The organism is Streptomyces sp. NPDC093225, from assembly GCF_044753805.1.
Taxonomy (GTDB): Bacteria; Actinomycetota; Actinomycetes; order Streptomycetales; family Streptomycetaceae; genus Streptomyces.
The window spans coordinates 67,828-93,743 of the sequence record NZ_JBIVNX010000032.1; the positions used below are offsets into that span (position 1 = coordinate 67,828).

Annotated in this window: 25 protein-coding genes and 3 pseudogenes; 13 read left to right on the plus strand and 15 right to left on the minus strand. The window is 69.7% G+C overall.

All coding sequences use genetic code 11. The features are described 5' to 3' along the window. Positions 1–531: 531 nt before the first annotated feature. Both gcvH and ACIQCH_RS26115 read left to right on the plus strand, forming a co-directional pair. Positions 532–921: a glycine cleavage system protein GcvH gene (gcvH, locus tag ACIQCH_RS26110; protein ID WP_402584665.1), complete on the plus strand. Its 390-nt coding sequence runs from the start codon at positions 532–534 to the stop codon at positions 919–921. A 198-nt stretch (positions 922–1,119) separates the two neighbouring features. Beyond that, complete coding sequence (locus ACIQCH_RS26115) at positions 1,120–1,287, plus strand: hypothetical protein (RefSeq protein WP_402584666.1); 168 nt, start codon at positions 1,120–1,122, stop codon at positions 1,285–1,287. Between the two features lie 318 nt (positions 1,288–1,605). Here ACIQCH_RS26115 and ACIQCH_RS26120 read toward each other — a convergent pair. Then, positions 1,606–4,273 (minus strand): annotated as a pseudogene (locus ACIQCH_RS26120) (Helicase associated domain protein). Further along, the gene (locus ACIQCH_RS26125; protein ID WP_402584668.1) at positions 4,270–5,154 is read right to left on the minus strand and encodes a hypothetical protein; all 885 of its coding nucleotides are present in this window, start codon (positions 5,152–5,154) and stop codon (positions 4,270–4,272) included. Before ACIQCH_RS26125 ends, ACIQCH_RS26120 begins: the two are co-directional and overlap by 4 nt. A 196-nt stretch (positions 5,155–5,350) precedes the next feature. Between ACIQCH_RS26125 and ACIQCH_RS26130 the strand changes: the two genes are divergently transcribed. Continuing rightward, the gene (locus ACIQCH_RS26130) at positions 5,351–5,770 is read left to right on the plus strand and encodes a hypothetical protein (protein WP_402584670.1); all 420 of its coding nucleotides are present in this window, start codon (positions 5,351–5,353) and stop codon (positions 5,768–5,770) included. Between the two features lie 309 nt (positions 5,771–6,079). Here ACIQCH_RS26130 and ACIQCH_RS26135 read toward each other — a convergent pair whose 3' ends face one another. The 4 genes from ACIQCH_RS26135 to ACIQCH_RS26150 all read right to left on the minus strand — a co-directional run bounded on the left by ACIQCH_RS26135 (position 6,080) and on the right by ACIQCH_RS26150 (position 8,494). Continuing rightward, positions 6,080–6,784 (minus strand): hypothetical protein, encoded by a 705-nt coding sequence (locus ACIQCH_RS26135; RefSeq protein WP_402584672.1) that lies wholly within the window; start codon positions 6,782–6,784, stop codon positions 6,080–6,082. Positions 6,785–6,966: 182 nt separating this feature from the next. Further along, positions 6,967–7,155, minus strand: a complete 189-nt coding sequence (locus tag ACIQCH_RS26140) for a hypothetical protein (RefSeq protein WP_402584674.1) — start codon at positions 7,153–7,155, stop codon at positions 6,967–6,969. 66 nt (positions 7,156–7,221) lie between these two features. After that, complete coding sequence (locus ACIQCH_RS26145) at positions 7,222–7,698, minus strand: hypothetical protein (protein ID WP_402584676.1); 477 nt, start codon at positions 7,696–7,698, stop codon at positions 7,222–7,224. A gap of 529 nt (positions 7,699–8,227) precedes the next feature. Continuing rightward, a complete protein-coding gene (locus tag ACIQCH_RS26150) occupies positions 8,228–8,494 on the minus strand; it encodes a hypothetical protein (RefSeq protein ID WP_402584678.1) in 267 nt (88 codons plus the stop codon). A 629-nt stretch (positions 8,495–9,123) separates the two neighbouring features. Here ACIQCH_RS26150 and ACIQCH_RS26155 point away from each other — a divergent pair. From ACIQCH_RS26155 to ACIQCH_RS26165, 3 genes are all read left to right on the plus strand, one after another. Then, positions 9,124–9,987 carry a L,D-transpeptidase gene (locus tag ACIQCH_RS26155; RefSeq protein WP_402584680.1) on the plus strand — a complete coding sequence of 288 codons (864 nt, stop codon included), beginning with the start codon at positions 9,124–9,126 and terminating at the stop codon, positions 9,985–9,987. 47 nt (positions 9,988–10,034) lie between these two features. Then, positions 10,035–10,115 (plus strand): excalibur calcium-binding domain-containing protein, encoded by an 81-nt coding sequence (locus tag ACIQCH_RS26160; protein WP_402584719.1) that lies wholly within the window; start codon positions 10,035–10,037, stop codon positions 10,113–10,115. A gap of 1,140 nt (positions 10,116–11,255) precedes the next feature. Next, positions 11,256–11,471 (plus strand): hypothetical protein, encoded by a 216-nt coding sequence (locus ACIQCH_RS26165; RefSeq protein WP_402584682.1) that lies wholly within the window; start codon positions 11,256–11,258, stop codon positions 11,469–11,471. Between the two features lie 20 nt (positions 11,472–11,491). On the opposite strand, the gene ACIQCH_RS26170 is transcribed toward ACIQCH_RS26165, so the two are convergent. Continuing rightward, positions 11,492–11,644: a hypothetical protein gene (locus tag ACIQCH_RS26170; RefSeq protein ID WP_402584684.1), complete on the minus strand. Its 153-nt coding sequence runs from the start codon at positions 11,642–11,644 to the stop codon at positions 11,492–11,494. Between the two features lie 159 nt (positions 11,645–11,803). Here ACIQCH_RS26170 and ACIQCH_RS26175 point away from each other — a divergent pair, with 159 nt between their 5' ends. Together ACIQCH_RS26175 and ACIQCH_RS26180 are read left to right on the plus strand one after the other, a co-directional pair. Then, positions 11,804–13,186 carry a hypothetical protein gene (locus tag ACIQCH_RS26175; RefSeq protein ID WP_402584685.1) on the plus strand — a complete coding sequence of 461 codons (1,383 nt, stop codon included), beginning with the start codon at positions 11,804–11,806 and terminating at the stop codon, positions 13,184–13,186. 25 nt (positions 13,187–13,211) lie between these two features. Next, positions 13,212–13,352: pseudogene (locus tag ACIQCH_RS26180) on the plus strand (XRE family transcriptional regulator); the annotation flags it as partial. A 2,017-nt stretch (positions 13,353–15,369) separates the two neighbouring features. Here the strand turns inward: ACIQCH_RS26180 and ACIQCH_RS26185 are convergent. The 5 genes and pseudogenes from ACIQCH_RS26185 to ACIQCH_RS26205 form a co-directional block, all read right to left on the minus strand. Then, the gene (locus tag ACIQCH_RS26185; RefSeq protein WP_402584687.1) at positions 15,370–15,864 is read right to left on the minus strand and encodes a DUF6236 family protein; all 495 of its coding nucleotides are present in this window, start codon (positions 15,862–15,864) and stop codon (positions 15,370–15,372) included. A 160-nt stretch (positions 15,865–16,024) separates the two neighbouring features. After that, positions 16,025–16,930 (minus strand): annotated as a pseudogene (locus ACIQCH_RS26190) (IS701 family transposase); the annotation flags it as partial. Further along, complete coding sequence (locus ACIQCH_RS26195) at positions 16,923–17,993, minus strand: hypothetical protein (protein WP_402584689.1); 1,071 nt, start codon at positions 17,991–17,993, stop codon at positions 16,923–16,925. The gene ACIQCH_RS26195 and the pseudogene ACIQCH_RS26190, both read right to left, overlap by 8 nt. Positions 17,994–18,185: 192 nt before the next feature. Further along, entirely contained in the window at positions 18,186–18,446 is a 261-nt protein-coding gene (locus tag ACIQCH_RS26200) for a tyrosine-type recombinase/integrase (protein ID WP_402584691.1), read from the minus strand. A 121-nt stretch (positions 18,447–18,567) separates the two neighbouring features. Beyond that, positions 18,568–19,299, minus strand: coding sequence for an SDR family oxidoreductase (locus ACIQCH_RS26205; protein WP_402584693.1), 732 nt, complete (start codon positions 19,297–19,299; stop codon positions 18,568–18,570). A gap of 95 nt (positions 19,300–19,394) precedes the next feature. On the opposite strand from ACIQCH_RS26205, the gene ACIQCH_RS26210 reads away from it, so the two are divergent. From ACIQCH_RS26210 to ACIQCH_RS26220, 3 genes are all read left to right on the plus strand, one after another. Then, a complete protein-coding gene (locus ACIQCH_RS26210) occupies positions 19,395–20,246 on the plus strand; it encodes a LysR family transcriptional regulator (RefSeq protein WP_402584695.1) in 852 nt (283 codons plus the stop codon). A 167-nt stretch (positions 20,247–20,413) separates the two neighbouring features. Continuing rightward, complete coding sequence (locus ACIQCH_RS26215) at positions 20,414–20,761, plus strand: hypothetical protein (protein WP_402584697.1); 348 nt, start codon at positions 20,414–20,416, stop codon at positions 20,759–20,761. 316 nt (positions 20,762–21,077) lie between these two features. Beyond that, positions 21,078–21,260 (plus strand): DUF6233 domain-containing protein, encoded by a 183-nt coding sequence (locus ACIQCH_RS26220; protein ID WP_402584699.1) that lies wholly within the window; start codon positions 21,078–21,080, stop codon positions 21,258–21,260. Between the two features lie 82 nt (positions 21,261–21,342). On the opposite strand, the gene ACIQCH_RS26225 is transcribed toward ACIQCH_RS26220, so the two are convergent. The 3 genes from ACIQCH_RS26225 to ACIQCH_RS26235 all read right to left on the minus strand — a co-directional run bounded on the left by ACIQCH_RS26225 (position 21,343) and on the right by ACIQCH_RS26235 (position 24,758). Then, positions 21,343–22,200, minus strand: coding sequence for a tetratricopeptide repeat protein (locus tag ACIQCH_RS26225; RefSeq protein WP_402584701.1), 858 nt, complete (start codon positions 22,198–22,200; stop codon positions 21,343–21,345). 27 nt (positions 22,201–22,227) lie between these two features. Continuing rightward, positions 22,228–23,102 (minus strand): IS5 family transposase gene (locus ACIQCH_RS26230; RefSeq protein WP_402584703.1). Its coding sequence is split into 2 segments (ribosomal slippage): positions 22,228–22,713 and positions 22,716–23,102, totalling 873 coding nucleotides; the frame shifts between segments, so codons are not numbered across the junction. Between the two features lie 9 nt (positions 23,103–23,111). Further along, the gene (locus ACIQCH_RS26235; protein WP_402584705.1) at positions 23,112–24,758 is read right to left on the minus strand and encodes a helix-turn-helix domain-containing protein; all 1,647 of its coding nucleotides are present in this window, start codon (positions 24,756–24,758) and stop codon (positions 23,112–23,114) included. 121 nt (positions 24,759–24,879) lie between these two features. Here ACIQCH_RS26235 and ACIQCH_RS26240 point away from each other — a divergent pair, with 121 nt between their 5' ends. Together ACIQCH_RS26240 and ACIQCH_RS26245 are read left to right on the plus strand one after the other, a co-directional pair. Beyond that, positions 24,880–25,074 carry a hypothetical protein gene (locus ACIQCH_RS26240; RefSeq protein ID WP_402584707.1) on the plus strand — a complete coding sequence of 65 codons (195 nt, stop codon included), beginning with the start codon at positions 24,880–24,882 and terminating at the stop codon, positions 25,072–25,074. A gap of 558 nt (positions 25,075–25,632) precedes the next feature. After that, a partial coding sequence (locus ACIQCH_RS26245; RefSeq protein WP_402584709.1) for a lamin tail domain-containing protein occupies positions 25,633–25,916 on the plus strand: 284 nt, incomplete at its 3' end.

A 25,916-nucleotide genomic window follows, 5' to 3' on the forward strand; every position in this document is an offset into this window, starting at 1 on the left:
TGGACCAAACCCGCTTGTTGGAGGGAAGGTGCAGCACAGCGCTGGGACGTGGCTCGAGATCGTGTTGGCCATTCGGGTGCTCGGCCCCGAATGCCGTACGTGTGGGCCGCCGGCTGCTGACCGCCGGGGTGCGGATGCGGTCCATGGCGTTGAGGGAGGGCGTGGCTGGCCGGCAGGGATCGGGTAGGCCGCAGCAGCGTGTGGCGGATCCCATGCCCGCGTTCGGCTTCAACGTTCATACCTGCATGCTGGAGGACCGCCTCCCAGCCCCGCGTGTGGAATTTCACGCAATTTCCCATCGACAGCGTCAGCTTCCCCGACCAAACGTTCGAGCCTCGGGCCTCGCTGTGCACTACGCTCCGTGCGGCCCTCGTCAGTACCATCGGCCGTCACCGGCGTGCCGACGTAGAGGTGTTCGACGGAACTCGAAGAAGGACGGCGAACCGGCGTCCGGGGGATTCCCGGGCGAAACTCGGCCCCTGCATGTCGAATCTGTCACTCTCTGATCGCAGCCTGCAGCAGACTCAGATCGTGACGATCATCCCCGAAAGCCTGAAGTACACCAACGAACACGAATGGGTTGATACCAAGAGCAGCGGCAAGGTTCGCGTCGGCATCACGGACTTCGCCCAAAAACAACTCGGCGACATCGTCTTCGTGGAGCAGCCCAAGGTCGGTGAACGATTCGAGGCTGGTGAGCCGGTCGGCTCTGTGGAATCGGTCAAGTCCGTCACCGAGATCTACAGCCCGGTGACCGGCCAGGTGACCGCACGCAACGACCGGTTGAGCGACGAGCCTGAGCTGATGAACGACGACCCGTACGGTGACGGATGGCTGATCGAGATCAGCCTCACGAACCCGGGCCGGGACGGCCTGCTGAGCGCGAAGGAGTACGAGGCCCTCATCACTTCCGAGGAATAGTCCTCCACCCGCGTGGCGGGGCCAGACCGGCCCCGCCGCGTCCCTCACCCAACGGCGAGACTCCTCAGCTGACGTCACCCCTACGAGGGCATGAAGCTCGAACGCTTGGGTGAGGAAACTGACGCTGCCGATGGGGAAATACGTGACCGTCGACGCGAAGAGAGTGGATGCGTGTCCGGCGTCGCTCATCATCATGAGATGGGGGACCAGATGGACATGGGCCGGTTGCGGAGGCTGATCGACGGCGTGCTCCTCACGCTGTACACGCGCTACACCGCGAAGGAACTGCCGGCGCTGTGCGAGCGCCTCGGCCTTCCCTCGCCCAGCGAGGGCAGCACCAAGCACGGGCGCCTGGTGGCCACCTGAACGCCTGCCCCGACGACCGCCTGCCGGATGTCGCCGACGCGCTTCTTGAGCAGGAGGAGCTGGAGCAGCCGAACGCATGGCGCTGCAGGATGTTCTGTGGCTCGGCCGCCACCACGTGCAGATCCCGAGCCGGACCAGGCGCGAACTGGCCAGAGAACTCGATCTGTCCGACCACCTCGGCTACCCGGACCGCTTCATGGCGCTGCCGGGCCACCCTCGGGGCTGGAAGGTATGGCAAAGGCCCCGAGGTCACGACGTCCCGGGGCCTTGCTGTGCACTTCGCTGACCTTCCGGATCAACGACGTGGGAGGTGGCCGGTCACGCCCAGTCGACGCCCAGCTCCCGGAGTGCGTCGAGCTGGTCGGGGGTGAGTTTGTCGCGGCGGGTCTTTGTGTTGGAGACCCACACGCCCAAACTCACGGTCACCGGCTCCGGCTCGCGCTCGACCACGATTTCTCGCCGTGCGCGCGCGGCACTGGCCGATGTGCGCCTTCCCGCTCGACCCACTGCGCGAGGGCGGCCAGGCCGCGCTGGAACGCCTGCTGTGCCATGCTCGGCCCCTTCGCCCCACGACCGGCCGAGGGGGCGGGAGACGGCGCCTGGTTGGGCTGTACGCCCAGCGAGGTCGGCCGTGCCTGCTGCTCGGGCAGCAGGCACGCCCAGGTGGCCGGCTGCTTCTGCTGCTGGAGCCACCGTCCGATGTCGTCGCCGTCCATCAGCACGCCCGGGGCTGTCGGGTAGCTGCCCGTCAGCGTCGACCAGGTCCGCCAGCACGCGGTACTGCCGCTGCCAGTCCAGGGGCCAGGGGCAGTTCCAGTCCTTGTCGATCGCGGCGAGCTGCGCGGCCCGGGTGGTGGCGGTGTCCTCGTTCTTCCCGAGCCCGTTCTTCGCGCCTTTGCGCCGGAGGTTGGCCATGTACTGCCCGAAGGGCACCATCTCGTCGTCCTCCTCGCCCCACATCGCGTCCTGCCGGGGTGCGAGGTGTCCGGTGGTCTGCCGGAAGGAGCGGGGCACGGCGAGCTTGGTCTCCCAGGCTTCCTCGCCCGGCTCCCAGACCATGCCGGCCTCGGGGGCGTCGAGCAGGGTTTTGCGCCGGTCCTCCAGTTCCCCGGTGCGCAGGGCCTTGCGCTGCTGGTGTACCCACCGGCCGAGGGGGAACGCCGTGGTGACGCCCACCATCGTCTCGGTGTCGTACGGGACCCCGTATAGGTCGGTGATCCCGTTCTCCGCTCGCCATCGGATCAGGGCCTGGTCGCCCTCGAGCCACACGAGGGATTCGGGGCGGTAGACGCGGGTGCGCAGGAACGCGGCGATGGTGGCGGCGTCCCGGGGGCTGGAGAAGTGGAGCAGGGCCGACTCCGCGGCGGCGTCGGCGCCGTCCTCCTGGTCCTCGCTGTCACCCGCGCCGCCGGCCCCGAGGATCCGCCCGTCCTCGTCGCGCCGGATGTGCAGCTTGCGTTTGCCGCTGGTGAGGGCGCGGGAGGCGAGTTGCTCGACGAGGTGCTCATCATGACTACGCAGGCCTTGGAGGACTGCTACAAGAGGCGCAAAGCTGGCGGAGGCGACCATCTCCTTCGGGTCCTCCCCGGCCTCTAGGAACACCGGCACGCTGATCCGCGCGATCTTCGTGGTGCCGTCCTTGTTGAGCCGCAGGGCCCGGCCGATGTTCTGGACGATCTCGACCTGGGAGCCGCGGGTGTCGGCGAAGCAGACGGCCTCGACGCCGCGCTCGCCGGTGATGTCGACGCCTTCGCCGAGGACGCGTACGGAGGTGAGGAACGCGCGGTGTACGCGGTGGCCGGTGGCGTCGATGCCGTTGGCGAATTGGCGCAGGACCTCGCGGCGCTCGGTGACGAGGTGGTCCCCGCACAGCCACGCGGACCACACTCGGTTGGGCGGGACGTGGCGGTCGGCCTCCAGCTCGTACAGCTTGGCGTCGATCGACGACTTCGGCAGCGCCTCCGCGCGCGCCAAGGCCTCCTCCGACGCCTCGGTGACGTACAGCTCCGCCGCGGTCTCGGGCAGCCTGGCCGCGAACTCAGCGGCCTCCTCCACCCTCTGGTGGAAGGTCATGACGGTGTGCAGGTTGTGTGCGGCGGCGTGCTCCAGGAGCGCGGTCTGCAGCAACGCGAGGCGCCGGCCCCGCCGGGCGTCCTCGGACTCCCCGAGGATGGGGGAGGGGTCGCGGATCTCCAGCACGTCGATCTCGAACCCGGCGAGGATCCCCCGCTCGATCGCCTCCGCAGCCCGAGCTCGGCCAGCCATGCGCCGTAGGTGCCGTCCGGGTCGTCGGCCATGCTCGCGATCTCCACCTCCTGCCCGCCGGTCCCCTTCTGCGGCCGGGCCGCGGCCAGGATCCGTGGGGTCGCGGTGAGGTAGAGCCGGAAGTCTGCTGGGATACGGGTGTTGTCGTGGATCGCGGCCCAGGGCCTACCGAGGTCGCCGGCGGTGCCGTGGGCCTCGTCGACGATCGCGAGGTCGAAGCCCGCCATCCGCTGCCCGTACAGCCGGTCTCCGCCCGCCAGGGCGGCCTCCAGCGGCCCGCGGACCTTTCTGCTCGACCTCGGGGGGCGCCCGCGTCCTCGCGGTCCACGAGAGAGGCATACGCGGCGAACACGACCACCGGCCCGGAGGCCGCCCACAGGGCCAACTGGATCGGGTTGGTGGTGGTCCGCACCCCCAGCGAGGTCAGGACGGGGTCGTTGTCCAGGGAGCACACCGCGACCATCGGCGCCCGGTGGCCGACCAGCCGCCACGCCTGGGCGGTCTGGATGAGGAGGTCCAGGGTGGGGACGGTGACGAGGATCCGGCCGCCCGGAAGGGAATCCAGTGCGCACGCGGCGGCCGTGATCGTCTTGCCGGACCCGGTCGCGGACACGATCGTCCCTCGAGCGCCCTTAGGCGGTACAGGCGTCCTGGTAGGGAATCCCACCCACCTGCGGAACGCTGCCTTCTGGGTCACCTGGTGCTCGTGCAGGCAGATCACGGGCTACCCTCCTGGCCCTCGCGGGCCGAAGGCAGCCGTCGGGCATCGGCGCCGGCGTCGGTGGGGGTCTGGGCGGCGGCCTTGCGGCGGCGTCGGTGTTCGCATTGGGCGCGGGCGCACTCGCGGGTGCAGTACTTGGTGCCGGTGGTGCGGTTCTGCCCGTACTCGGCGCGGCCGCGCTGGCGTACGTAGGCGCGGCGGCAGGTCTCGTTGGCGCACTCGCGGATCACGGCGTTCTCGGCGAGGTGGTTGTACAGCTGCAGGAAGGCGACGGAGTGGATGGTGGGGTGGCGGTCGGTGAGGCTGCCGATGCCGACGCTGAACGGTTGCAGGGCTGCCTGCATGGCCCCCTTCAGCTGGGAGATCCTCCTCCCGAGGACGTACTCGCGCAGCGCGTCGAAGTCCTGCGGCCAGCCGTCCCCGCGGTCCGCATTGTCGGCCTGCAGGCGAGTCAGCTCCTCGTCGTTGACCTCTGCTTCGACCAGCGCGTCCAGACCACCCTCGTGCCGGCACGCGATCCAGGTGGCGGCGGCCTCCTGCGCTTGGTCGACGTACACCCTGACCAGATCCTTGTGGACCGCTCTGCCTCCGAATTCCGGATGGTCGCGGTCGGCGAGCGCGGTGAGCTCGTCCTCTTCTTCGAGGCTCCAGGCGTCGGTGTCCAGGCCGCTGCCCCAACTGCAGAAGCGCCCGTACTTGCGGCCCCAGGACGCCACGGTTTCGAGGTCGTCGGGTTCGAGGTCCATCAGCTCGTGCAGGTAGAAGTCCTCGGGGAGCGGAACCGTCTGGAGGCGGGGAACGAACGGGTCGGCCAGGTCCCAGACAAGCCAGTCGCCGTCGACCCGCACACTGGGATCAGGTTCGAGCCTGGGGGTGGGCACCGGCGTTCCCGGCCAAAAGCGTGGGACGAAAAGGTGGGTCAACGTATGCCGCCATATGGGCGTCCTATCCAACAAGCGCAATACGAAGAGGCAGGTTTTCGTATGACGCAACCTGAACTCGGCGCAGGAGGAACCGGAATGACGCAGTGGCACCACCGCAAGACCGTCGGCGACGCGCACGAACGAAGGCTCGCCGATGCCCCTCCGAGCACGCGGATGGACCGTCCACCCCGTCGGCCAAGGCACCTACCCGCCCGCCGTCCAGGACGCCCTCAGCCGCAGCCGCTCCGCGCTGCGCCAGTTCCCCGACCTGATCGCCGCCCGCGACGCTGAGCTCGTCACCATCGACGCCAAGACCCGCCTCCCCTCCACCCACACCGACCGCTACGCCATCAGCGCCGCCACCCTCAACGCCGGCCTGCAGTTCACCGCCACCCACGCACCCACACCGCTCTACTACGTCTTCGGCGACATGACGGCCCTCACCCCTGCCGAAGTTCTCCACTACACCGGCCACGCCCTGCGCCACCGGAGCAGCGCCTTCCACCTGGTACGTACACGGCAGGCCCACCCTTTCGACGAAGTATTCGGGCCCGCCCTTGCCTCTCCGGCATAGCGAAGGACAGCCGTACCTGCGCGGGCACACGGTGCGCGCCCGCGCCCTCGAACCGGCCTTCCCCGCCCGGTGGAACTCGATCACCGACCCCGACGCCACCGTGCTCGGCCGTGCATCCCCGTCGGTCGGCTGCGATAGCCAACCAGCTCGGAGCTGGTCGGCTGTATGCGCGCCAAGGCTCTGTCCCCGTGGGTACTCGCGCGGGCTGTTGGCTGCCGCTCGGGTAGGGGCCGACGACGTGCCCAGCCGGTTCGGGAGGAGTAGGCGGTCCGTCCCGCCGCCTTGGGTTACCCGGACACGGGTTTCGGACTATCGCCGGCCGAAGTGCTTCTGCCACCGGGTGCGGCAGTCGGCCGGGTGTTGGAGGGCGGGGTCGAGGAGGTAGATCCCGTCGCTGAACGCCTCGAAGCCGACCGACTCCCACACCTTTGCGATCTTGGCTTGGGCGGCCTGGTAGCCGGGCTGGTCCCGCTCGTGGTCGCCCTCGGTGGGCGCCGGCTCGCAGGCGACCGCGCAGCACCCTGCGGCCAGGCGGCGGATCGCTTCGGCCGCGGCGAGGGCACCGATGCCGAACCCGCGCCACTGCGGCTCGATCCGCACCCGGTCCATGATCAGCAGGTCCCCGGCGGGGCAGTCGATGCGTTCCTCGAACTCGGCTGACCAGTGAAGGCCAGGCGTCATCGCATAGCCGGGGTCGGTGCACACCGAGACGATCTTCTCGATGTCCCCGGTGTAAGAATCCGCGGCCTCCCAGCCGGGGTCTGCGGTGAAGTCGCGGATCCTGACGAACTCCATCCCGCCGATGGGCGTCCCGGCCTCGAACCGGCACGGGCACTCGGGCGGGCACTGAGGGCAGCCGTCCTCCCCGTGGTAACGCAGGACTGCGACCGACCACGCCTCCAGTGTGTCCTCGAACTCGAAAGGGAGCGCGGGGTGCTCGAAGCTGTAGCGGAGCACGATGTCGGTGCCGTCGAACGGAAGCTCATGCGCCGCCTGCCGCGGGATGTAGTCCATCTGCACACCGTAGAGGCCGCTTCCGGCCCGCTGGGCAGAGAACAGCCAAAGCTACAGGCGGCCGGGGAGTGCGACGTGGCCGGCAGGGTTCAGGTCCCCGACGGGCGTGCGCATTGTCCCGCTCGGCGTCTTTGGTACACGGCCCGTTCGCCCCTCCAGTGCCTCGCCGGTGCCGGGCCGGGTCAAGCCGCGCCCGTCGGGCCGGCCCCGGCTCCGGCCGCCCCGGGCCCTGCCGTCACGCTCGTTCCCGAGGAGCGCAGCGGCGCGTGGTCGGCGTTGTGCGCCGTGTGCGTGGCGGGGGCCTCCTCACGGCCGTCGTCCTTGCGCTCCGCCTGGAGACCCAGTTCGAAGAGACGTATGGGCCGAGCCACCCCGACATCAGGGTTGACCTCCGCGGGTAGCCGGAGCCGTGGTGAGGAGAGGGGGCGGCGAGGGCCCTATCGCAGCGAGGCGGTGGGGTTCTTGCCGTTCTGCGCCTGTTGCAGACGCTCGATCACCACACGTGTGGCGTCCATCAGCCGACCGGGTACCTCGGTGCCTTTCTTCCACGCGTACTCAACGCGGATGATCGCCGAGCCTTGCCGGGCATTGAAGCCTTTGCCGGTCCAGCCGCCCTCGGTAGGAAGCTCATAGCCGTCGATCTGGTCCCCCGGGGGTTTGGGACCCACCTCGTCCGGTGTGCCCTGGCCCTTGAAGAGCGCCTGTGCGGTGGCCTCGTTCCTGAAGGCGATCACGCGCATCGTCAATTCCTGAGTGGCGGAGTCGGTGCCACTCCCGGTGGCCAGAGCAACGGCTTCGGAGCACATCTCGTCCCGCCACCCCTCGGACTGACAGATGGCAGGGTTCGACATGTCCCACCCGTGCGGGCCGCGTGCGTCCAGCTCCTCGGGCAAATTCACTTCGCCCGGAATCACTGCCTCCAGCGTTAGCGCATCAAGGAGGCGAGGCGCAGCTGTGCCTGCAGAATTAGGTGCCCCCATCGCGGGCTGGTGGCTGGACTTTCGGGTTTCGTCTCCCGAGCTGCAGCCGGATCCGAGAAGCATGGTTAGCGATACGGTGACGACGCCGAGTCCGACACGGTCAGCAAGGCCTCGACGGGTTACCACGTTTCACTCCAATCAGCCGGAACAACCTGCCGATCTTACGTGTCAGTTGAAGCGCACGCATAGCTTCGTTGCCGCAATGCCGCACTTGGTTGTACATGTGAGCTGAGGCTGTGACGGCAGTGCTGTCTCGCTTGAACGGTCGGCGCGATCGACCTTCCGCTCCTCGCGCCGCTGCCGTCGCCGAGCCGGCCCCCGGCCCGGCCGTCACGCTCGTGCCCGAGGAGCACCGCGCCGCGTGGTCGGCGCTGTGGGCCGTGCACGCGGCCGGGGACCTGCCCACCGGGGTCGTCCTCGCGCACCGCCTGGAAACGCAGCTCGAAGCGGTGTACGGGCCTAGCTACGGGCCGAGGAGCCGGATCCTGATGAGGTTCTCGGCACGCTCGGTCAGGCGGGTGCGGCAGGCGGCGTGCTCGATCTCTTTGCGGAGGGCTCGTTCGGCGCGCAGGAGGGTGGTTCTGCGGACGGGGAGCCGTTGGCCGGGCTTCTCGGTGAGGGGCTGGAGTTCGGTGGCCAGGGTGTGGGCGTCGTCGGTGGCGCCTCGCCGCAGGGTGAGGAAGACCTGGGTGCGCCAGTCGGCGGGGATGTGAATCACGAGGTCGGTCATGCCGGTGCAACGACGGGGTGAGCACGAGGTGCCCTTGTGCCGCCTGCACGGAGCACGTGCTCCGGCTCATGGGCCGGGGGTGTGCCGTCTACCTGCCCTCGGCGACGTGACTGCGGCTTCGAGGGCAAGGGAGACGGCTGCCACGCCCGCCGTTCGGGGACGCGCGTGGACCCCGGGCTTGACCAAGCAGATGCTTCCGTCTGTCCCAGAGGCGTGAGACGCGCCGTATGAGAGTCATATTTACGCCTGATCGGCCCGCGTGGCCCACGCGGCCCAGGCGGCGTACGCCGCGTGGGCCCCGGGACTGCCGCTGCACGGTGGGGTGCCTTCCCGACCTGCGGATCCGGCTCTGCGTGGCGGACAGAACCCGAGCCCGCCGAGGGCCTGGACGTCCCTTTCGGGGTGTGCGGCAAGTCTGCCCTTTTGGGTAGTGCAGGTCGACCTGTTCAGCCGCCGACGCGGGTGTGATGCTGAGCGGGCCGCGAGCCGGGGCGGCGCGACGAAGAGGAGCATCAGGATTGCACGCGCCGCTGCACAGCACAGACTCCGCAAAGCGACCGGATGAGCGGCGTGCTTTCGCCCGTGCGGCTGTCACTGGCTCCTCTTCGGCCGATGTGCTCTCCCCGGCCATGACGTTGATCGGCTTGCAGCGGTCGGCCGGTAACCGGGCCGTCGCCACCATGCTGGCCCGTGGCGGCCGGGACCGGCTCACGGTGCAGCGGTGCGGCCCTACCCGGTGCGATTGCTCGCCCGAGGACCAGACAGCAGCGGAGTCGTCGACTGTGGTGTCGCGCAGTGCCGAGGGCATCATCGCGGCTGCCGAGGAGGCCGCGGGCACAGCCGCAGCTGTCGGCGAGGTGGATGAGGAGTCGTTCGCTCACGACGGGGACACGCCCCCCGGCGGCCCGATCCTGCCGGTCCCCGAGAGCCCCGACGAGCTGACGTCACCCGAGTCTCTCCTCGCTGATGACGGTTCCGAGAGACGGCCGGGGGTCTCGCTCATCGTCGCCCGCGACCGTGCCCATGAGTCAGCGCCCACGTCCCGTCGGCGGTGGATCGTCCGCATTGCGATCGACCTGGCCGGGCAAACCATCAGCTACGAGTGGAGCGACGGCGCCCCCGGGGGAAGGAGTTCCATCTCCTCCGGCCGCGGGCGGCCATGCACGGCGAACGATCCCTGTGCCAATCAGAACAACCGGAACTGCACCCCTACCGGGACCTTTCATCCGGATTTCCTGGGTGGCTCCGAGTACACGAACAGCGAGGGTGACGCGATGGCTTGGTATGTCGACCTCGGCACCGGCCGTGGTGTCGGCATCCACGACTCGCAGCCGGTGCTCGGCCGACCCGCCTCGCACGGCTGCGTGCGGGTGCCGATGAGCATGGCCCGCATCATCAACCAGAACGTCATCCGCCGTACCGAGATCGTGATCTCGGGCAAGGCGGCCACCATCCCCTGGCGGGATCGGACGTGCCGCAACCGTCGGCGGTAGCCGGCCGCCCGTGCTCGTGGGCAAGAACCTGAAGCAGGCGAAGGCCGCTGCCGAGGCGGCGGGAGGGCGAGCCCGGATACCGGCAGGAACTCGACCGGGACGGCGACGGCATCGCCTGCGACAGCTGACCACCCAGCACCCTGCGGGAGCAGGCGCCGGCCGCGCACTCGTCAACGTTTGACGCCGGTGGAGGGGCGGCCGGGTCGGCGGACAGCGAGTAGAGGCCGCAGATGCTCGAGCCCCACCCATCCCCGCTTGCGGTCTCGTTCCGGAGAGTGAGACCTGCGCAAGGCTCAGGAGGGTATCCGGCGCCGCGACCTGCCTTCCGTGTTGCAACACAGCACCCGCCACGGGTTCCGTCGATGCATCAAAAAGCCCAGCTCAGCGCCTAGTTAAGGTTCCAGATAAGTGCGTGGTTTCGCCTGCGCGACGCTCGAATGCCAGCGCCACCTGTAGAGTAAGCGCTGCTCTCTTTCGTGTGGTTCCCGGAGGGTCGCGGGTTTCCGTGAGCCCCGGCTTTCCAGGTTCGACACGGGTGAAAGCAGGCAGAAAAGAATTGAGTACGACCGGCAACCGCGACGGCGACGGATCCAACCCTCAGGGGGAGGACCCTGACCCGAAGCCGAGCTGGGGCTCTCATGGTATGTGGTCGCTCGTGATCAGCACCCTCGGGGCGCTGTTCGGAGACGACATCTCGGACTGGATCATCAGCACCGAGCAAGCTGATGGAGTACATGTTCAACAGCCTTTAACGCACTCTGCCCCCTGGCGCGGCTACGCCAAGAGGGCAGGGGATCACGGGACAAGTCCCGATCTATGTGCAGCGGCCCCTTCTTCATTGGACGGAGCGGGGGCCGTCTGACTTCGTTCCTCTATACACATTCGTACAGTAAGAACGGCTACACCGTAGCGCACACAGTTATGCGCTAACCAGTTGGCTCGCTCCTTCGGACGAACCTCCTGGCGTGCGGGCCGGGGCGGCGCCTGCGGTTGCGCGCGCATCTTCGGCTGGTGTGGCTTGGGCTTCGTGGCGTGGCGTATCGCTGGCCTGGCCGCACGTACGGCGGTGCGCGCCTGGCGGGGCAGTTGGCGCAGTGTGCTGGCCCGCGCGCGGACCGCGGGCATCGCGCGGGGATGGCCGCAGGGGGGCGCCCGGGCATGGCGCCTGTTGGGGGCGCGGGACGACCTCGGGGCAGGGCGCGGAGCTGTTCGACATCGAGGCCGGCCTGTTCGCCGCCGCTGTGGCCGCGGCGGAGCGGGTGCGGCTTTTGGCCAAGGGCGCACGCCGGCACCTGGTGCGCGAGAACCTGGTCGTCGCCGGGGCCGCCCGCCGGCTCCTGGACTGGCCGCACTGGGCGTTGAAGAACCCCTACGGGCCGGTGGGGCTGATGTTCGGCAAGTCCATCGGCCGCCGGGGCGCGGTACGGCCCGCGGCGGGACCGCGGCACCAACAGGCCCCGGCGAGCCGAGCGGCCCGCCGTTGAAGGGCGGGCCGCTGGTGCGACTACTGCCTGATGTTGGGAGTTTCGCCGTTCCGCTTGCGGACCCCGGCGCGGATCTTCTTGGCTGTGTACCCCGAAGCGGCGACCAGGAACGCTGCGGCGATGTTGCCGAGGACGTCGTGGGCGAGGAAGGCGTACAGCGTGGACAGGCTCATGGTGCTCTCCCTGACGGCAGGCCCGATTGGGTGAGCAGAGCTTCGCCGCGGAAAGGCTGTCCAAGGACGGCCCTGAAGTGTCGAGCCTGGTCAGGAGGCATATGGACGTGGTCATCGGGTGGTCACGGGTGGACGGCACAGCGGGGGAGGAGTGCGGCGGTGGCGCCGAAGCGTGAGATCGACGAGGGCACGGCGGGCGGTCAACTGGCCGCCTTCCTGGTCGCCCTGACCAAGGAAGCCTCGGTGCGCGAGCTGGCCGAGAGGTTCGGGAGCAGCCGCTCCAGCTGGGGCAACTACCTCAACGGCTCCCAGCTCATCCCCAAGCAGCTCGTCGGGCGCCTCGTGGAGTCCTTCACGCCGGTCGGACCGACGCGCCAGACCAAGGCCGTCCACGCGCTGGAGCTGTGGAACGCCGCCGCCACCGAACGGCGCGCGAGCCGCTCCCCGTCCGGCGACAGGGAGCTCGTCCGCCACCACCAGAGACGCGACGATGCCCTAAGGCAGGTCATCAAGTACCAGACCCTGGCCGCGAACGCGGAGAAGCACCTCGCCGAGCTGCGGCCGATGCTCGCCTACACCCAGAGCCGGCTGGAGAACGCCGAGCTCCAGCTCCAGCTCGGCGACGAACGCGAGCGGGCACGCTTGGAGCGCCAACTCGGACAGGCCCGGGAGCGGCTGGGCCGGGTCCAGGTCCAGCAGGAACGTGCGCGCGGCCGCCGGATGACGGCGGAGGAGCAGCAGGAGTTCTGGATCGCCGAGGTCCTCGCCGCCCAGGAGGAGATCCGGCGCCTGGAGCAAGAGGCACACGACATGGCGGTCGTACCGCCCACACCCGCCCTACCTGCCCTCCAGGTCGCCTCGGCCGACGTGGACGACTCCGACTTCGATGCCCGGCTCGACCACATCACCGCCGAAGGCCTGGAAGACGAGGCGCTCATCGAGGAAGACCTCCAGCCGGCGGGCTCCGCCGACCCGGAGGGCGGCGCCGCGCGCCCCGGCCAAGCCGTCCAGGAACCTGACCAACCCGTGTCCAAACCTGTGTTGGACAAGCCCGCCACCAGCAACAACAACGCCTACACCCCGGCCACAGGCGAGGCACCCCCGGGTAGAGAGCCCAGCGCCACCGTCGCCTGGGACAAAGCCGTGGACATGGCGCTCCAGAAGAACCCCCTCGTGCAGAAATACCGCCTTCTGCGACTGGCGATGATCTGGCTCGGCTACATGAGCGGGACAGAGAAGGAGGAAGGGCTCACCCTCACCGTGCGGCGGTTTGTACTGCCCATTCCCATCCTGGGCGCTCTCTGGTGGCTGTACTGGAACCTGCAGTCGATACCGGACGACGCGTTCTCCGGATGGCCCGGGACGCCAGCCCTCAAGGTCACCGTGGGGACGTTGGTCTGTCTCCCCTTCGTGTACGGGGGCTTCAGGATCGTGACAGTGCCCAAGCTGCCCGCCGGCATCGCAGCGGTCGTGCTGCACGCGACCTGGTCCGTACTCCTCGTCCTTGATCGTCTACCGTGGCCGCTGGACAGTGCGAAGTAGAGGCCCCAACACAGGGGAGGCCGGCATGGGCATTGTGGGCGACGGCCTGGAGCGCGCCGAGCAGCAGGCGTTCACCCGTCCCATCCCGAAGTCCACCGGCGCGCAGGTCCGCTACCTCGTACGCCAGCACCGCGGCTCCACCAAAGCCGTCGCCAGCCTGCTGGGCAGGGCGCCCATCATCGGAGCGCCTTCGTGCGAAAGACCCTATGGGACGGTGCAGACGACCCAGGCCGTCGCGCTGTGGGTGACGTCGGAGGTGGTGTTCACCACGCCAACTGTCCAGCCTCCGACGGTTGGGTAGGAGTCAGTGATGAAGGTGCGCGTGCTGGTGGTCAGGCCGCCTCCCCCGGTGGGCACCATGCCCGCTGGACAATCCACATGCGCGTAGGCGAAACCTCCGGCTGGGATGGACACCTCGGGGCCTGAGTGCGGCGAGTGCGCGCTCAACGGCGCAACGACCCCGGTGGCGGACGGGTAAGCGGGCTTGGGCGGATCATTCGTGGCGTCTAGCGCGTTCGCGGAGGTCGCGCTGCTGGCGAGGAGCACGATGGCGGCCATGGCAGCCACGGTGAGGGGGCGGATGGGTTTCATATCTCAGCCTTCCTCGCCTATTCGGGTTCCAGACAGCCTTGGACTTCCCTAGTCCCGTAGGGTGTCCCGCTTGACCACTCGTTCGGCTCAGGAAGAGACGTCCGTGCGCGTGCTGAAAGAGTGACTCCGGCATCACGTACCAGCCGTGGGCGTCCAGTGCACGACGACGCCGTGGCGCAGCCGCCATTCATCGCAGACCTGGGACAGCACCTCGATGCAGAAGTCCTGGCGGAGGCGGACATCCCTGACCCGGCCCCGGGCTCCCACCTCGTTCGCGGCGTCCCGGATCTCCCACGCGTGCTCGTAGCGGCTCTGCTTCCGCGCCCCGTACGTGGGCCACTCAGCCGGGTCGACGCCGGGCGGCCCTCATCAGCAGCCCCGTTCTAGCCCATGTAGGCCCCTCTGTGTGCCCCGCTGGACGTTGGGGCTGTCTGATTGGGCGGGGATGGCGACGATCAGACGTCGCAGTGCTCGGCTGGCTCTCGCTTTACATCGGGGACGCCGCTCTCGGGGGTAGGCGAACCAGGGATCAGCTCGAGTGGGCCGCTGCGTGACTTGCGGCGCAGCCCTGCGTCATCGCGGACCCATCTCCTGCCGTCCGCGTCGGTGAACCGGATCTCACTCGGCGTCGCGTCCGTGTCGAGGTACTTCCTGGAGAAGTCAGGAAACCGGGAGATGGCGGTGTGGAACGAGCCCGGTGGGAAGGTCAGGCGAGTGCACGGAGTCAGGGTGCCAAATCCGAGAGCCACACGGTGGTATGCGGTGCGGTTGCTGCCACCCCGCTCTCGAACATCGAAGACCAGTACGAGGCTAGTCACCGGGTCGAGTGAGCGGTTGACGACGACCAGGCCGTATCCAGCCTCAGGCTGGGTGTACCAGGAGGTCACCCGGCCCGCCTGATATCGGCGGTCTCGCTCCAACTGCTGACGGATGGCGTTCACACTGGACCACGCCACCATGCCAGAGAAGATCAGCCCTAGCGCCGCTGCCAAGGCCGACACCACTGCACCCCAGGACGCCATGCCCAGCCAGCGGTCAGCGGCCACCGCCGCAGGTCGAACCAGCCGGCCCGGCCGACGGACCCTGGGGCGCATGCGCCGCGAGCTACGCATGGCGCCATCATCCAGGCTCGTAACCACTGCCGCACTGCGACTGGACTGCCCACCCCCATCAGTCACCGGGGTGAACATGGCGCCCGCCACATCGTTATCAGGCGCCCCAGGAGTTCCGTTCGTGGAACGGTCACCGTGACTGTTCCACGAACGCCAGCCGCTTCGCGTACCTCCGCACCACCCCTGTGACCTGCAGGTATGGGATCAGAAGCAGGCACTGAGAGACGCTCAGGGGTCATGTGGGGGCTCGGGTTGATGGCGAGTGCCACACGCGGGACGCGGGTGCTTCCCGGAACGCGTGCGTTCGGTGCGCGGCGTGGTGTCACAGAGCCAGTCACATGGCCTGTTACACAGGCCGCCCCTTGCCTCACGCGCCGCAGTAATCGCCGACGCCGCGCTGGCCGCCGCCTTCCGTGTATCGGCCAGAGCAACTGCTGTTTGGGTCCAGTCACGTCGCCTTGGTCTGGGCGAGCCAGCGGGTCACCTGCGCATGGCAAGGCGGCGCAGGAGCGACCGGGGGGCGAGGGCCTGCTCGACGTGGAGGAGGTAGCTGGCGACAGGGGCGGCGCTGCGGAGATCGTCTCGGTGCTGACCGGATGCTTGGCGAAGGGACGAGAGGGCGAAGGCGGCGCCGCCGGCGGCGCCGATGAGGGGTTGTCCGGCAAGTGCATCGCCGCCGAGTGCCGCAAGCCCTGCCGGTAGGTCGAACTTGAGATTGGCAGCGCTGAGCACGGTGTCGATTCGCGCATCCTTTAGTGCGCCGCGCAGTTCTGCGAGCGGAGTCTTGAAGAGGCGCTCGACTTCGAGCACGGCGTACTCCATCTGTGCGACGGGCAGGGAGACGCTGGTCAGCCGGTCGCGCAGGAGGTTGACAGCTTCGCCGACGGCGGAGTGAAAGGCCTCGATCTCCGCTTGGTGGCGACGGCGGACGGCTGCGATCCGGCTGGCCGTCACCTCGTCTAGTACTGCAATCACAGTTATGGGGTGTGTCCGCGTTGTTTGTAGTGGCTGTTGCGGGCGCGTGTCTGGCTGAGTCTTCGCCAGTGTGACCAGTGGAGGTGGTGGTGGGTGGTGAGGTGGTGGGGGTGGAGGAGGTGGCCGATGAGGCGGCGTATCTCCGCTACGGACAGCGGTATCAGGCCACCGCCGTTTCCCCTTTTGAGAGTTCACGGGCGCGGACGGCGGTGAGGGCTGCGAGGGCGGCCATGGCGAGGGTGATGTGCCGGTACCAGGCGTGGTAGAGGCGGACCTGGTAGTGGTCCAGGCCGCACTCGCCCTTGGCGGTCTGGAAGCATTCCTCGACGGCCCAGCGGGCGCCGGCCACCCTGGCCAGGTCTTTCAGCCGGGTTTCGGCAGGTCCGTAGCAGACGTAGTAGGCGATGTCGGCCGGGTCTTTGAGGCTTCTGCGGGCCAGGACCCAGTGGCCGTGGCCGTTCTCCCACCACATCCGGATCGGGATCCGTGCCCACTGGTACATGCGCTCGCCGTGGGATCCTTTCCCGGCGGACAGACGCTTCCAGGCCTGCGGCGGCAGGCCGGCCACGAGGTCGTCGACACGGCGTTCACCCGCGCCGCGGGTGATGACGGTGTCGCTGGTCTTCACACACATCACATGGCTGATGGACCGTTGTTCCATCCAGCACCGCAACGATTTCGACTGACCGTAGGCCTCGTCCGCGGTGACCCACGCGAACGGGACGCCGGCCTCCACCGCACGTAGAATCATGGCCTTGAAGTGTTCGGTCTTCGTCGCGAAGGCCACCTCGTCGGGGATTCCCGCGTCCCGGCACCGCTCGCGGTCGTCCGTCCACGAGGCGGGCAGATACAGTTCCCGGTCGATCAGAGCCCGCCCCTTGGGCGAGGCATAGGCCAGGAACGTGCCGACCTGGCAGTTCTCGGTACGTCCGGCGGTGCCGGAATACTGCCGCTGGACGCCGGCCGAGCGCACGCCCTTCTTCAGGAAGCCGGTGTCGTCGCCGATCAGGACTGCGTTCTTGTCGCCGATGGTCTCGACGACGTAGTCCCGCACGTCGTCACGGACCGCTGGTGAAACGCTTGCGGTCGGCGGTCTCGGCCGCCTTGATCGGACAGGGCGCCACCCACGGGCCCCAGCGCGCGGGTTCCTCGGTCGCCCAGCGGGCGATGTCCAGGTAGAAGGCGCGTACCGCGATGGAGATCATCACGCGGTCGGCGCGTTCCACGACCGTCTCCTCGACGGAGCCGTCCGGGCGGCGGCGCCGCTGAATGCGGGAGCGAAAGCGCTCCTTCCAGGCGGCGGCGACGTCGGCCGGCAGGTGGAGGGTGTCGAGGCCGGGGTGGTGGCGTTCGATGTCGCACCAGAAGTTCCGCGTCAGCTGCCGGGCCAGGTTGTCCAAGGTCGCGTAGTCCAGGCGGGGCCGGCGTTCCTCCAGGTAGTCGATGAGCAGGGCTCGGATCCCTGGGGCTGTGACGGGGTGGCGGTCGACGAGCTGGGCGCAGGTGAGCTGGCCGGTGACCTTCTCCAGGCACCGCAGGGTGGTCGGGGCGTCGGCCGGCAGGTGTCCCAGCTCGCGTGGCCAGGCGTAGTAGAGGGTGCCGCCGGCGTTGATGCCGTAGGCGGTTCGGCGCAGCTCGGTGTCGTACTCGAGCACGTCGCCAACCGTGATGTCCGCCAGGCCGCCGCCCTTGGCGACCATGATCCGGGTCAGGGCGCGGCGGGCCCGGCCCCCGCTGGCGGACGCCCACCGCTCGGCACCGACGAGCTGCTGCAGGCGGGCGAAGCCGTCAGGGTCCCGGCATTCCTCGATCAGCGTACGTACGTGGCAGCTGCGCAGGTCCATCTGCCACGGCAGCGACAGGCGGATCACGTCGGCGGTGGCCAGCACCAGCAGGCCGGCCTGGATGCTCGACCACCGGGCGTCGGCCGCGGAGTTCACCCACGCCTCGCCCTCCTGCCGCGACCGCTGCGGACAGGCGGCGGCCGGGGAGGCCTCCCAGCGTTCCTGCCAGCTCGCGCCATCGAAGGCCGACAGCCAGGTCAGGAGCGCGCGGGCCCCCGACCGCCGGTACCACTGCGTGTGGGCCTTGTCGGCACGGAAGGGCGGCCGCTCCAGCACGGCGAGCACGTCGTCGAGCGGTGCCTCGGTGACCGGCCACCGCAGCCTGGTCGCCCGGGCCGGGAACCGGGCACGGGCCTGCTCCAGCAGCCCCCCGGACGCTCGGTGCCGGGGGCAGCGTGGACGGGCCCGCCGCAGCGCCGCCGGTCGTATCCCGAACCCGCGCTCACCAGGCCCTCCCGAACAGCTGAGTCAGCGAGTCTACCGGTACCCGGCGGCCGGAACGGCCGGCACACGTACCTCGTGCGTCTGCCGGTCGTGGTGGGCGCGCACGGCATTGACGATCTCGTCCCGGCCTGCGGGGAGATAGATCTGGGTGGTGCTCAGGTGTGCGTGGCCCAGGACCCATTGCACGTCCGTCAGCGCCAGCTTCGGGTCCCGCGCCATCCGGTACGCCGCCGTCCTGCGCAGGTCGTGCAACGTCCAGTTCGACCCCAACAACGCGTTAGCCCGGCCGAACATCGCCCGCGCCGCGTGGTAGGTCAGCGGCCGAAACGGCGGCCGCAGCGTCCACCACAACCAGCGCCCCGGCCCCCGCGGCACCCCCGCCCGCCACGCCAGCGGGTGATGACCGCCGTGCACATCACCAAGGCACTGTGCCCGCGTCCTCCAAGAACTGGCCGGTCGGGCCGCCGTCGGGCAGGGTCGCGAGTCGGATGGCGATCGCCGCGCCCTGTTCGGGGGTGCGCACGCCGCAGAAGTTGTTGAGGTCGGTCGCGACGTAGCCGGGGCAGCCGGCGTTGATCAGGATGTTCGTGCCGCTCAGCTCCCGGGCGTACTGGAGGGTGACGGCGTTCAGGAACGTCTTCGACGGCGCGTACGCCACGGCCACCGGACCCGTCGCCTGCTCAGCAGCGGGTCCCGACTGCCGGGCGAGGGAGCCGACACTGCTGGACATGTTCACGATCCGCGGTGAGGCGGAGCGGCGCAGCAGCGGCATCATCGCGTTGGTGACACGGATGACGCCGATCACGTTGGTCTCCACCACCGTTCGGATGGTGGCGGGATCGACCCGGGTGGGCTCTTGCGGCATGCCGCCGGCGATGGCGGCGTTGTTGACGAGTACGTCGAGGCGCCCGACCTGTTCCTCGATCAGCCGCGCGGCGGCGGTCGCGCTCTCGTCGTCGGTCACGTCCAGCGGTACGCCGAACGCATCGACGCCGGCCGCGCGCAGTTTCTCCACTGCGGCCTCACGGCGCTGACCGTCGCGGGCGCCGACGCCGACACTCCAGCCCAGGGCGCCCAGGCCGGCGGCGATCTCATACCCGATTCCCTTGTTCGCGCCGGTGACCAGCGCAATCGTTCGTTCGCTCATGTGGACCATGCTGCTCCCGGCCCTTGGCGCAGGTCCAAGACCGATCGGACGGGCACCGATACCGTCCGGGTATTGATCCGCAGTAGCGTGGCCTCATGGAGACGCGGGAACTGCGGTATTTCGTCGCTGTCGCTGAAGAGCTGCACTTCGGGCGCGCCGCGCAGCGCCTCGGGATAGCGCAGCCGCCGCTGTCACGGGCGATCCAGCGGCTCGAACGCCGACTCGGGGCAGCGCTGCTGGACCGGACCAGCCGCACCGTCACGCTGACCGAGGCCGGCTCGGTGCTGCTGGCCGAGGGCCGCGCGGCCCTCGACGCCGTCGACGCCGCCGAGCGCCGGACCCGCCGCGCTGCCCTGTCCGCGACCGGCCGTCCCGACCTGGTCCTGGTCACGAAAGCCAGCGCGTCCAGCGAACTTCTGGCGAAACTGCTCGACGCATACGCCGCCGAACCCGGCGCAGTCCCCGTGGACGTCATCCTGTGCGGCCCGGCCGAACAAGAACGACTCCTGCGCGAGGGCCGGGCCGACGTGGCGCTACTGCACCGGCCGTTCGACTCGACGGCCAGGCTCCACACCGAAGAACTCAGCACGGAGGGCCAGGTGGCGGTCCTGCCGGCCGGGCATCCGCTCGCCACCCGGGCCCATGTGCACATGGCCGACATCACCGGGCTGCCGGGCCTGCCCCTGCCACGCTGGCCCAATCCCGACGGCACCTACCCACCCGGCCCCGGCCCCCAGGTCCGCGACCACGCGCAGTTGATGCAGCTCGTCGCGCTCGGCCGGGCCTGCGCGGTCTCACCGGAGTCGTGCCGAGCCCAACTGCACGGTGACCTCACCGCCGTGCCCGTGCTGGACGCACCGAAAGTCACCACCGTGATCGCCTGGCCACCGCACAGCCGGTCCCGAGCCGTCGCCGACCTTGTCCGCACTGCGACACATCTCCAGTAGTTCCAACATGCCCGGCCAGGTTCCACCTGTCGCGGCTCGGCGCAATGCTGTTTCTGAACCCTCGGACTCTGCGGGGCCGGTAGCCGTGCAAGCTGGCCGGGATTGGACTGTGCCCCACTCAACGAAGCCCCCGAGGATGGCCGGAAGTCATCGAGCGGGGGGAACTGATGAGGCGTCCTACAACTGCTGCGGCCGTGGTCGGCCTGTTGCTGGCTCTGACGGCCTGCGAGTCGGGGGCGGCGTCCGGCAAGGTCCAGGGCACCGACGCCGAGTTGGCCTGCGCGGCCGTGAGGCGACTGCCGGAACCGCTGCCGGGCACCGCCGGCGGGAAGGACTTCGACATCGTGGTGGCGCGCCTCGTCGGCGCCGAGGATCTGGCCAGGGCGGCTGCCATGGCGGACGCCAAGTACCAGCCGCTCGCCGACGCCCTGGACAAGGCGCACGAGCTGCTCAACGTGACTTCCGACCCCAAGCAGGCCGAACCCGCAGTCAAGAAGGCCCGGACGTACTGCTGAGCAGCTGTTTCTGAGCCCTCGGACTCTGAGGTCTCCCCCGAAGACCGCCCCGCGCGTCCCACACACCCCAGCAGTTCCGTTCGCCGAACGGTCACCGTGACCGTTCGGCGAACGCTTCCGCAAACTCCGCATTCCGGGCAATGGCTGGTCGACCACTTACGGCGAACCGTCATCATCGAACTCCGGCCGGGCCGCCGCATGCTGTGAGCTGCAGCTGGCGGCGATACGCCAGAAGATCGCCGAGGCGGAGACCGCCGAGCAGGCAGCCGAGGCTGCCCGGGCCCGGGCACAGGCGGCCGCCACCCCACCGGAGTGGTTGATCCAGTACGGCATTGGAGCCAATCGCGCCCCGATGCTGGTCCACACCGGCCAGTGCGCCACCGCGGCCGGCCGGCTCCGACCGGCCAGCCGCGCGCAGGTGCTCGACGTCCTGCGCCACCCGCAGGTCAGCGCCTGCGGGCTCTGTGGCGCGGACGCCGTCCTGGACGCCGAGCCCTAACCACCGGTCCCGATATGGCTGACCAGGGGCGCGAGCGACGCCTGCTCGTTCACGAGATTCCTACGTCGTGGCCAGCGGTGTGTCAGCTGAGTGAGGCTTCCCACGGAAGTGTCGGCGTACCGTCTGCGTTCAGGCCGTACGGCCACAGCCTGCTGAGCAGCATCTCCAGCCCGGTGGGGGCGGGCGCGACCTCGGTGTTGCCGTGGTCGGCGGCCTGCCGGGCGAGGGCCTCGGCACCCTCGCGGTCCCCGGCCTTCCCCCGCCTCACGGCCAGGCGGACCAGGCCTCCGGCGGAGCCGTGACCGACGGCCTGCCACGCGAGGGCCTCGGCACCCTCGCGGTCCCCGGCCTCCTCCCGCGCCGAAGCCAGGCGGAGCAGAGCAAACGTGTTGCCCTGTTTGGCGGCCCGCCAGAGCAGAGTCTCGGCGCCTTCTTTGTCCCCGTCCCTCTCCCGTATCGCGGCCATGCCGAACAGGGCTCCGGCGTCGCCGTGGTCGGCGGCCTGCCGGGCGAGGGCCTCGGCACCCTCGCGGTCCCCTTCCTCCTCCCGCTTCACGGCCAGGCCGGCCAGTGCGAGGGCGTTGCCATGGTCGGCGGCCTGCTGGGCGAGGGCCTCGGCGCCTTCCCGGTCCCCGGCCTCCTCCCGCATCCACGCCAGGCGAACCAGGGCTTCGGTGTCGCCGTGGTCGGCGGCCTGCCGGAACAGGGTCTCGGCGCCTTCCCGGTCCCCGGTCTTCTCCCGCATCACGGCCAGGTAGACCAGGGCTTGGGTGGCGCCGTGGTCGGCGGCCTGCCGGAAGAGGACCTCGGCTTCTTCCCGGTCCCCGGCCTTCTCCCGCATCCACGCCAGGCGAACCAGGGCTTCGGTGTCGCCGTGGTCGGCGGCCTGCCGGAACAGGGTCTCAGCGCCTTCTCGGTCCCCGGCCTCCCTCCGTAGCACGGCTAGGGCCTGTTGTGAAAGTGCTGGTCACAGCCATTCGTTGATGGCTGCGACCAGCACTGTCGCTTCGTAGCGGACGGCAAGTTTGTCGTACCGGGTGGCGACGGCGCGGTGTCGTTTGAGGCGGTTGATCCCGCACTCGACCGCGTGCCGCTGCTTGTAGTCGTCCTTGTCGAACTTCGGTGGCCGTCCGCCGAGTGAGCCGCGCTTCTGTCGGTTGCGGACGCGGTCCGCGGGCACCGGAATGGTGGCCTTGATCCCGCGTCTGCGCAGGTAGGAGCGGTTGGCACGGGAGTCGTAGGCCTTGTCGGCCCGCACCCGGTCAGGCCTCTTGCGCGGCCTGCCGAGCCCAAGCCGGGGCACCCGGATTGCTTCCAGGACAGGCTCGAACTGCGGCGAGTCACCCCGCTGTCCAGCTGTGATCACGACGGACAAAGGCTTCTGACCCTGCTCGACAGCGAGATGAATCTTGCTGGTCAGGCCGCCTCGGGACCGCCCGAGGCCGTGGTCGGCAGGCTCGACGAAGACACCGCCGGGAGGCTCCTTTTGGAGATCCCCTTTTTCGCCGCCCCGGCGGCGTGCTGGTGGGCCCGGCAGACGGTGGAGTCCACGTTGACCTCCCAGGTGATCAGGCCCTTCGCGTCGGCCTCGGCCTGGAGCTGGGTCAGGATGCGGGCCCAGGTTCCGTCCCGCTGCCAGCGCTGGAACAGGTCGTAGACCCGGTCCCACGGCCCGTAGCGATCCGGCACGTCACGCCACGGAGCACCGGTCCGAGTCCGCCACCGTATGCCGTCTATCAGCTGGCGTCGCGTCCACACCTGAGGCCGGCCCGGCTTGATGCCCTGCGGCAGCAGCGGCTCAAGCCGGGCCCACTGGCCGTTCGTCAGATCTCCACGTCCCACGAGACGTGATCATGAACGAACAAGATCCACTTTCGCAACAGGCCCTAGGCGGACCAGTGTTCCGGTGGCGCCGTGGCCGACGGCCTGCCAGACCAAAGCCTCGGCGCCTTCCCGGTCCCCGGCGCTCTCCCGCAGCACGGCCTGGTGGTACAGCGCTTCGGTGCTGCCGTGGTCGGCGGCGCGGTGGCGGAGGTAGTGGGCCCATTGGAGGCGGTGCTTGCCCGACGCTGCTTGGGCGAGGTTGTTCAGGTCGTCGGGGTGGGTGAGGTGGGTGTGGGCGGCGTGCCAGAAGGAGTCGGGGGGGCACAGGTGCCGGCGGGTGGTGCGGCCGTGTTGTTCGAGGTAGTCGGCAAGCCGGAACACCGGTCCCGCAGGTGGCGGGGTGGGAGTGTCAGCGGCGGTGGAGGGCAGGGGTGGGCGTCGTGGGGGCTTGGGGGTGGTGTGGCGCAGCGGGGCCTGCTTGCCGTGGACGAGTTCGGCGACTTCCGCGTAGGCGAGTTCGGCCCAGACGTCGGTGAGCTGGTCGTAGTCGTTCTGGGTGAGGTAGTCGGGGGCGGCGTCGGTGAGGAAGGCCTGGGGGAGGTGGAGGCCGACGCCGAGGCGGCGGGCGTCCATCGCCGCTTCCAGCAGCGCTCGGGCGGCCGGGGTGGCCTGTTCGTAGTGGCGCAGGAGTTCGGGGGCTCCGGCCAGGTCCTGGGTGACCCGTCCGTTGTCACGGGCTCGGGTGAGGGCGTTGGCCAGGAGCCGGTCACCCTGCTCGGCGAGCGCGGCGGCCGTGGTCAGGGCGGCGGAGTCGAAGGCGTCCGGGACGGTCGGGGCGTGGCCGGCCAGGAGTTCCCGCGCCCGGCTGTGTGGATCCTCTGCGCCCGGTGCTGGCAGGGCGGTGTACTGGTGCGCGTACTCGGGCCAGAGCGTGCCCAGCACCAGGACCGGCCCGCGCGTCTCGTCGATCAGCAGCTGGTGCACGGCCGCGGCGATCCGCTCGCCGGCGGTCCGGTCGCCGAGGTAGTGCTGGGCCTCGTTCAGCCACACCACCGTCCGTGGACCGACGCGGCCCAGCTCCGCCAGCGCAGCCTCCGCCCGGGTCGGGTCGAAGGGGTGCCACAGACGCCACCCCTTCTCCGCGAGCGGCTGGACGGCCTCCCAGCACGCCCGCGTCTTCCCCGTCGAGGAAGTACCCACGAGCACCACGATCCGGCTGCGCCCGGCCGCCGCATCCCGCACCGCGTCGGCCAGCACCCGGTCATGAGCACGCGGTACGTATCTGGGCAGCGCCCGCACCGCGGGTGCGCCCCGCCCGGCGGCGGCCTCGCCGGGGCCTGCGGGATGGACTTCCAGCTCGTGCGGGTCCCACCGGCCGATCGGCCTGCCCGGTTCGGCATCATCGGCTGCCTGCGTGCCCGAGCCCTTCTCCGCGGTCCGCTGCAACTCCAAAAGCTCGTCCACCGGGAGCTTCAACGCGTCGGCCAGCGCCGCCACCGTCCCCGCCGACGGCACGGGTCCCGCGGACGAGAGGGACTGGGAGACCGTGGTGCGCCCCAGTCCTGCCCGACGGGCAAGCTGCGTCTGGCTTAGCCCGGCCCGGGCCAGCCCATCACTGAGCCTGGCCCGCAGATCGGTAAGGGCCGGATCGCGGCCGTCCTGCTCGTCACGCACGTGCTTCCCCCGGGCCGATGGTGTGTTCGCCGGTGTTCATCTTCGTCCCCGTGAACCCCGGCGAACACACATTCCGCGACCTTCGACCACGTCAACACCAGCCGGATACAGGGAGCTTGTCGTGACCGTCGCCGTCGTCCTCCTCACCACCGCACTCATCACCCTCGTCGCCCTCCTGGCCGGCGCCGCCGCGGGCAAGCTCGCCCGCATGGACGGCGCCACCTACCCCACCGCCCTCACCCGCGCCGCCACCACCTTCGGCGCTGTCATCACCCTCGCCACCGTCGTCACCACAGCCCTCGCAGCCCTGCTCTGAGCTGGGTCCTTCACGGTTCCGAGGCCCCCACCCCTGCGGCTGGACGGAGTTTCTAAGAGGCCGCCCGGCCGTCCCAGCCGGGGTGCCGCCGGGAGAGCGGAGGCGGGGTCACACCCGGCCCAACGACGCCCCGGGCGCGGCGGGTCCATCTGTATCCCGTCACACCGGCCGCAGAATGCAAACATTCGCGTGATCTTGGCGCATAAGTGCGAAGAAACGTGCAGAACATTTGTTACGGAATCAATCACTCCGGATGGTGTATGCGCATGGAATGTGCGCCGGGTGGTGCGCCGGGGCGCAATGATCGCGGGCGTCGTTCCGGTGGCGGGTGGGTGCATCGGGCACCGGATGTCAGGGCCACGTACAACGCGGTTGGGTGCATGATGCAGCCGACCGTGACGGGAATGTCCGTATCCGGTAACGGCCCTGGTGGGCCCCTACAGCCGGCGCTGTCCGGGGTCGAGAGTTTGGGTCCTCGACACCGCCAAGAGGTCGGGCACCCGCACCGCTACGCACCTCGTATCGGCGGGTGAATGCCAGTTCTTGAGGGAGCACCACATGACTGTTGCGTCGTCCACCCGCCGTATCGCCGCCACCATCCTCGCCGCGGGCGCCGTCGTGGCCGCGGTCGCCGTCCCGGCCACCGCCGACGACGGCGCCGGCGACCACCGGCACCAGCAGCGGTCTCAGGTGGAGATCAGCCGGGTCCAGGCCAACAGCACGGGCCGTGAGGACGGCTCCAACCGGTCCCTGAACGGCGAGTGGGTGGAGATCACCAACAACTCCCGCCACGGCGTCAACCTCAAGGGCTGGACCCTGAAGGACGAGGACGGCAACCGCTA

What these genes read in the sequence shown, in the direction of transcription:
- ACIQCH_RS26115 (WP_402584666.1), top strand. Translation starts at nt 1,120, where the DNA reads ATGGGGGACCAGATGGACATGGGCCGGTTGCGGAGGCTGATCGACGGC.
- ACIQCH_RS26130 (WP_402584670.1), top strand. Translation starts at nt 5,351, where the DNA reads ATGCCCCTCCGAGCACGCGGATGGACCGTCCACCCCGTCGGCCAAGGC.
- ACIQCH_RS26135 (WP_402584672.1), bottom strand. Translation starts at nt 6,784, where the DNA reads ATGGACTACATCCCGCGGCAGGCGGCGCATGAGCTTCCGTTCGACGGC.
- ACIQCH_RS26150 (WP_402584678.1), bottom strand. Translation starts at nt 8,494, where the DNA reads ATGACCGACCTCGTGATTCACATCCCCGCCGACTGGCGCACCCAGGTC.
- ACIQCH_RS26155 (WP_402584680.1), top strand. Translation starts at nt 9,124, where the DNA reads ATGACGTTGATCGGCTTGCAGCGGTCGGCCGGTAACCGGGCCGTCGCC.
- ACIQCH_RS26170 (WP_402584684.1), bottom strand. Translation starts at nt 11,644, where the DNA reads ATGAGCCTGTCCACGCTGTACGCCTTCCTCGCCCACGACGTCCTCGGC.
- ACIQCH_RS26200 (WP_402584691.1), bottom strand. Translation starts at nt 18,446, where the DNA reads ATGTTCGGCCGGGCTAACGCGTTGTTGGGGTCGAACTGGACGTTGCAC.
- ACIQCH_RS26205 (WP_402584693.1), bottom strand. Translation starts at nt 19,299, where the DNA reads ATGAGCGAACGAACGATTGCGCTGGTCACCGGCGCGAACAAGGGAATC.
- ACIQCH_RS26210 (WP_402584695.1), top strand. Translation starts at nt 19,395, where the DNA reads ATGGAGACGCGGGAACTGCGGTATTTCGTCGCTGTCGCTGAAGAGCTG.
- ACIQCH_RS26215 (WP_402584697.1), top strand. Translation starts at nt 20,414, where the DNA reads ATGAGGCGTCCTACAACTGCTGCGGCCGTGGTCGGCCTGTTGCTGGCT.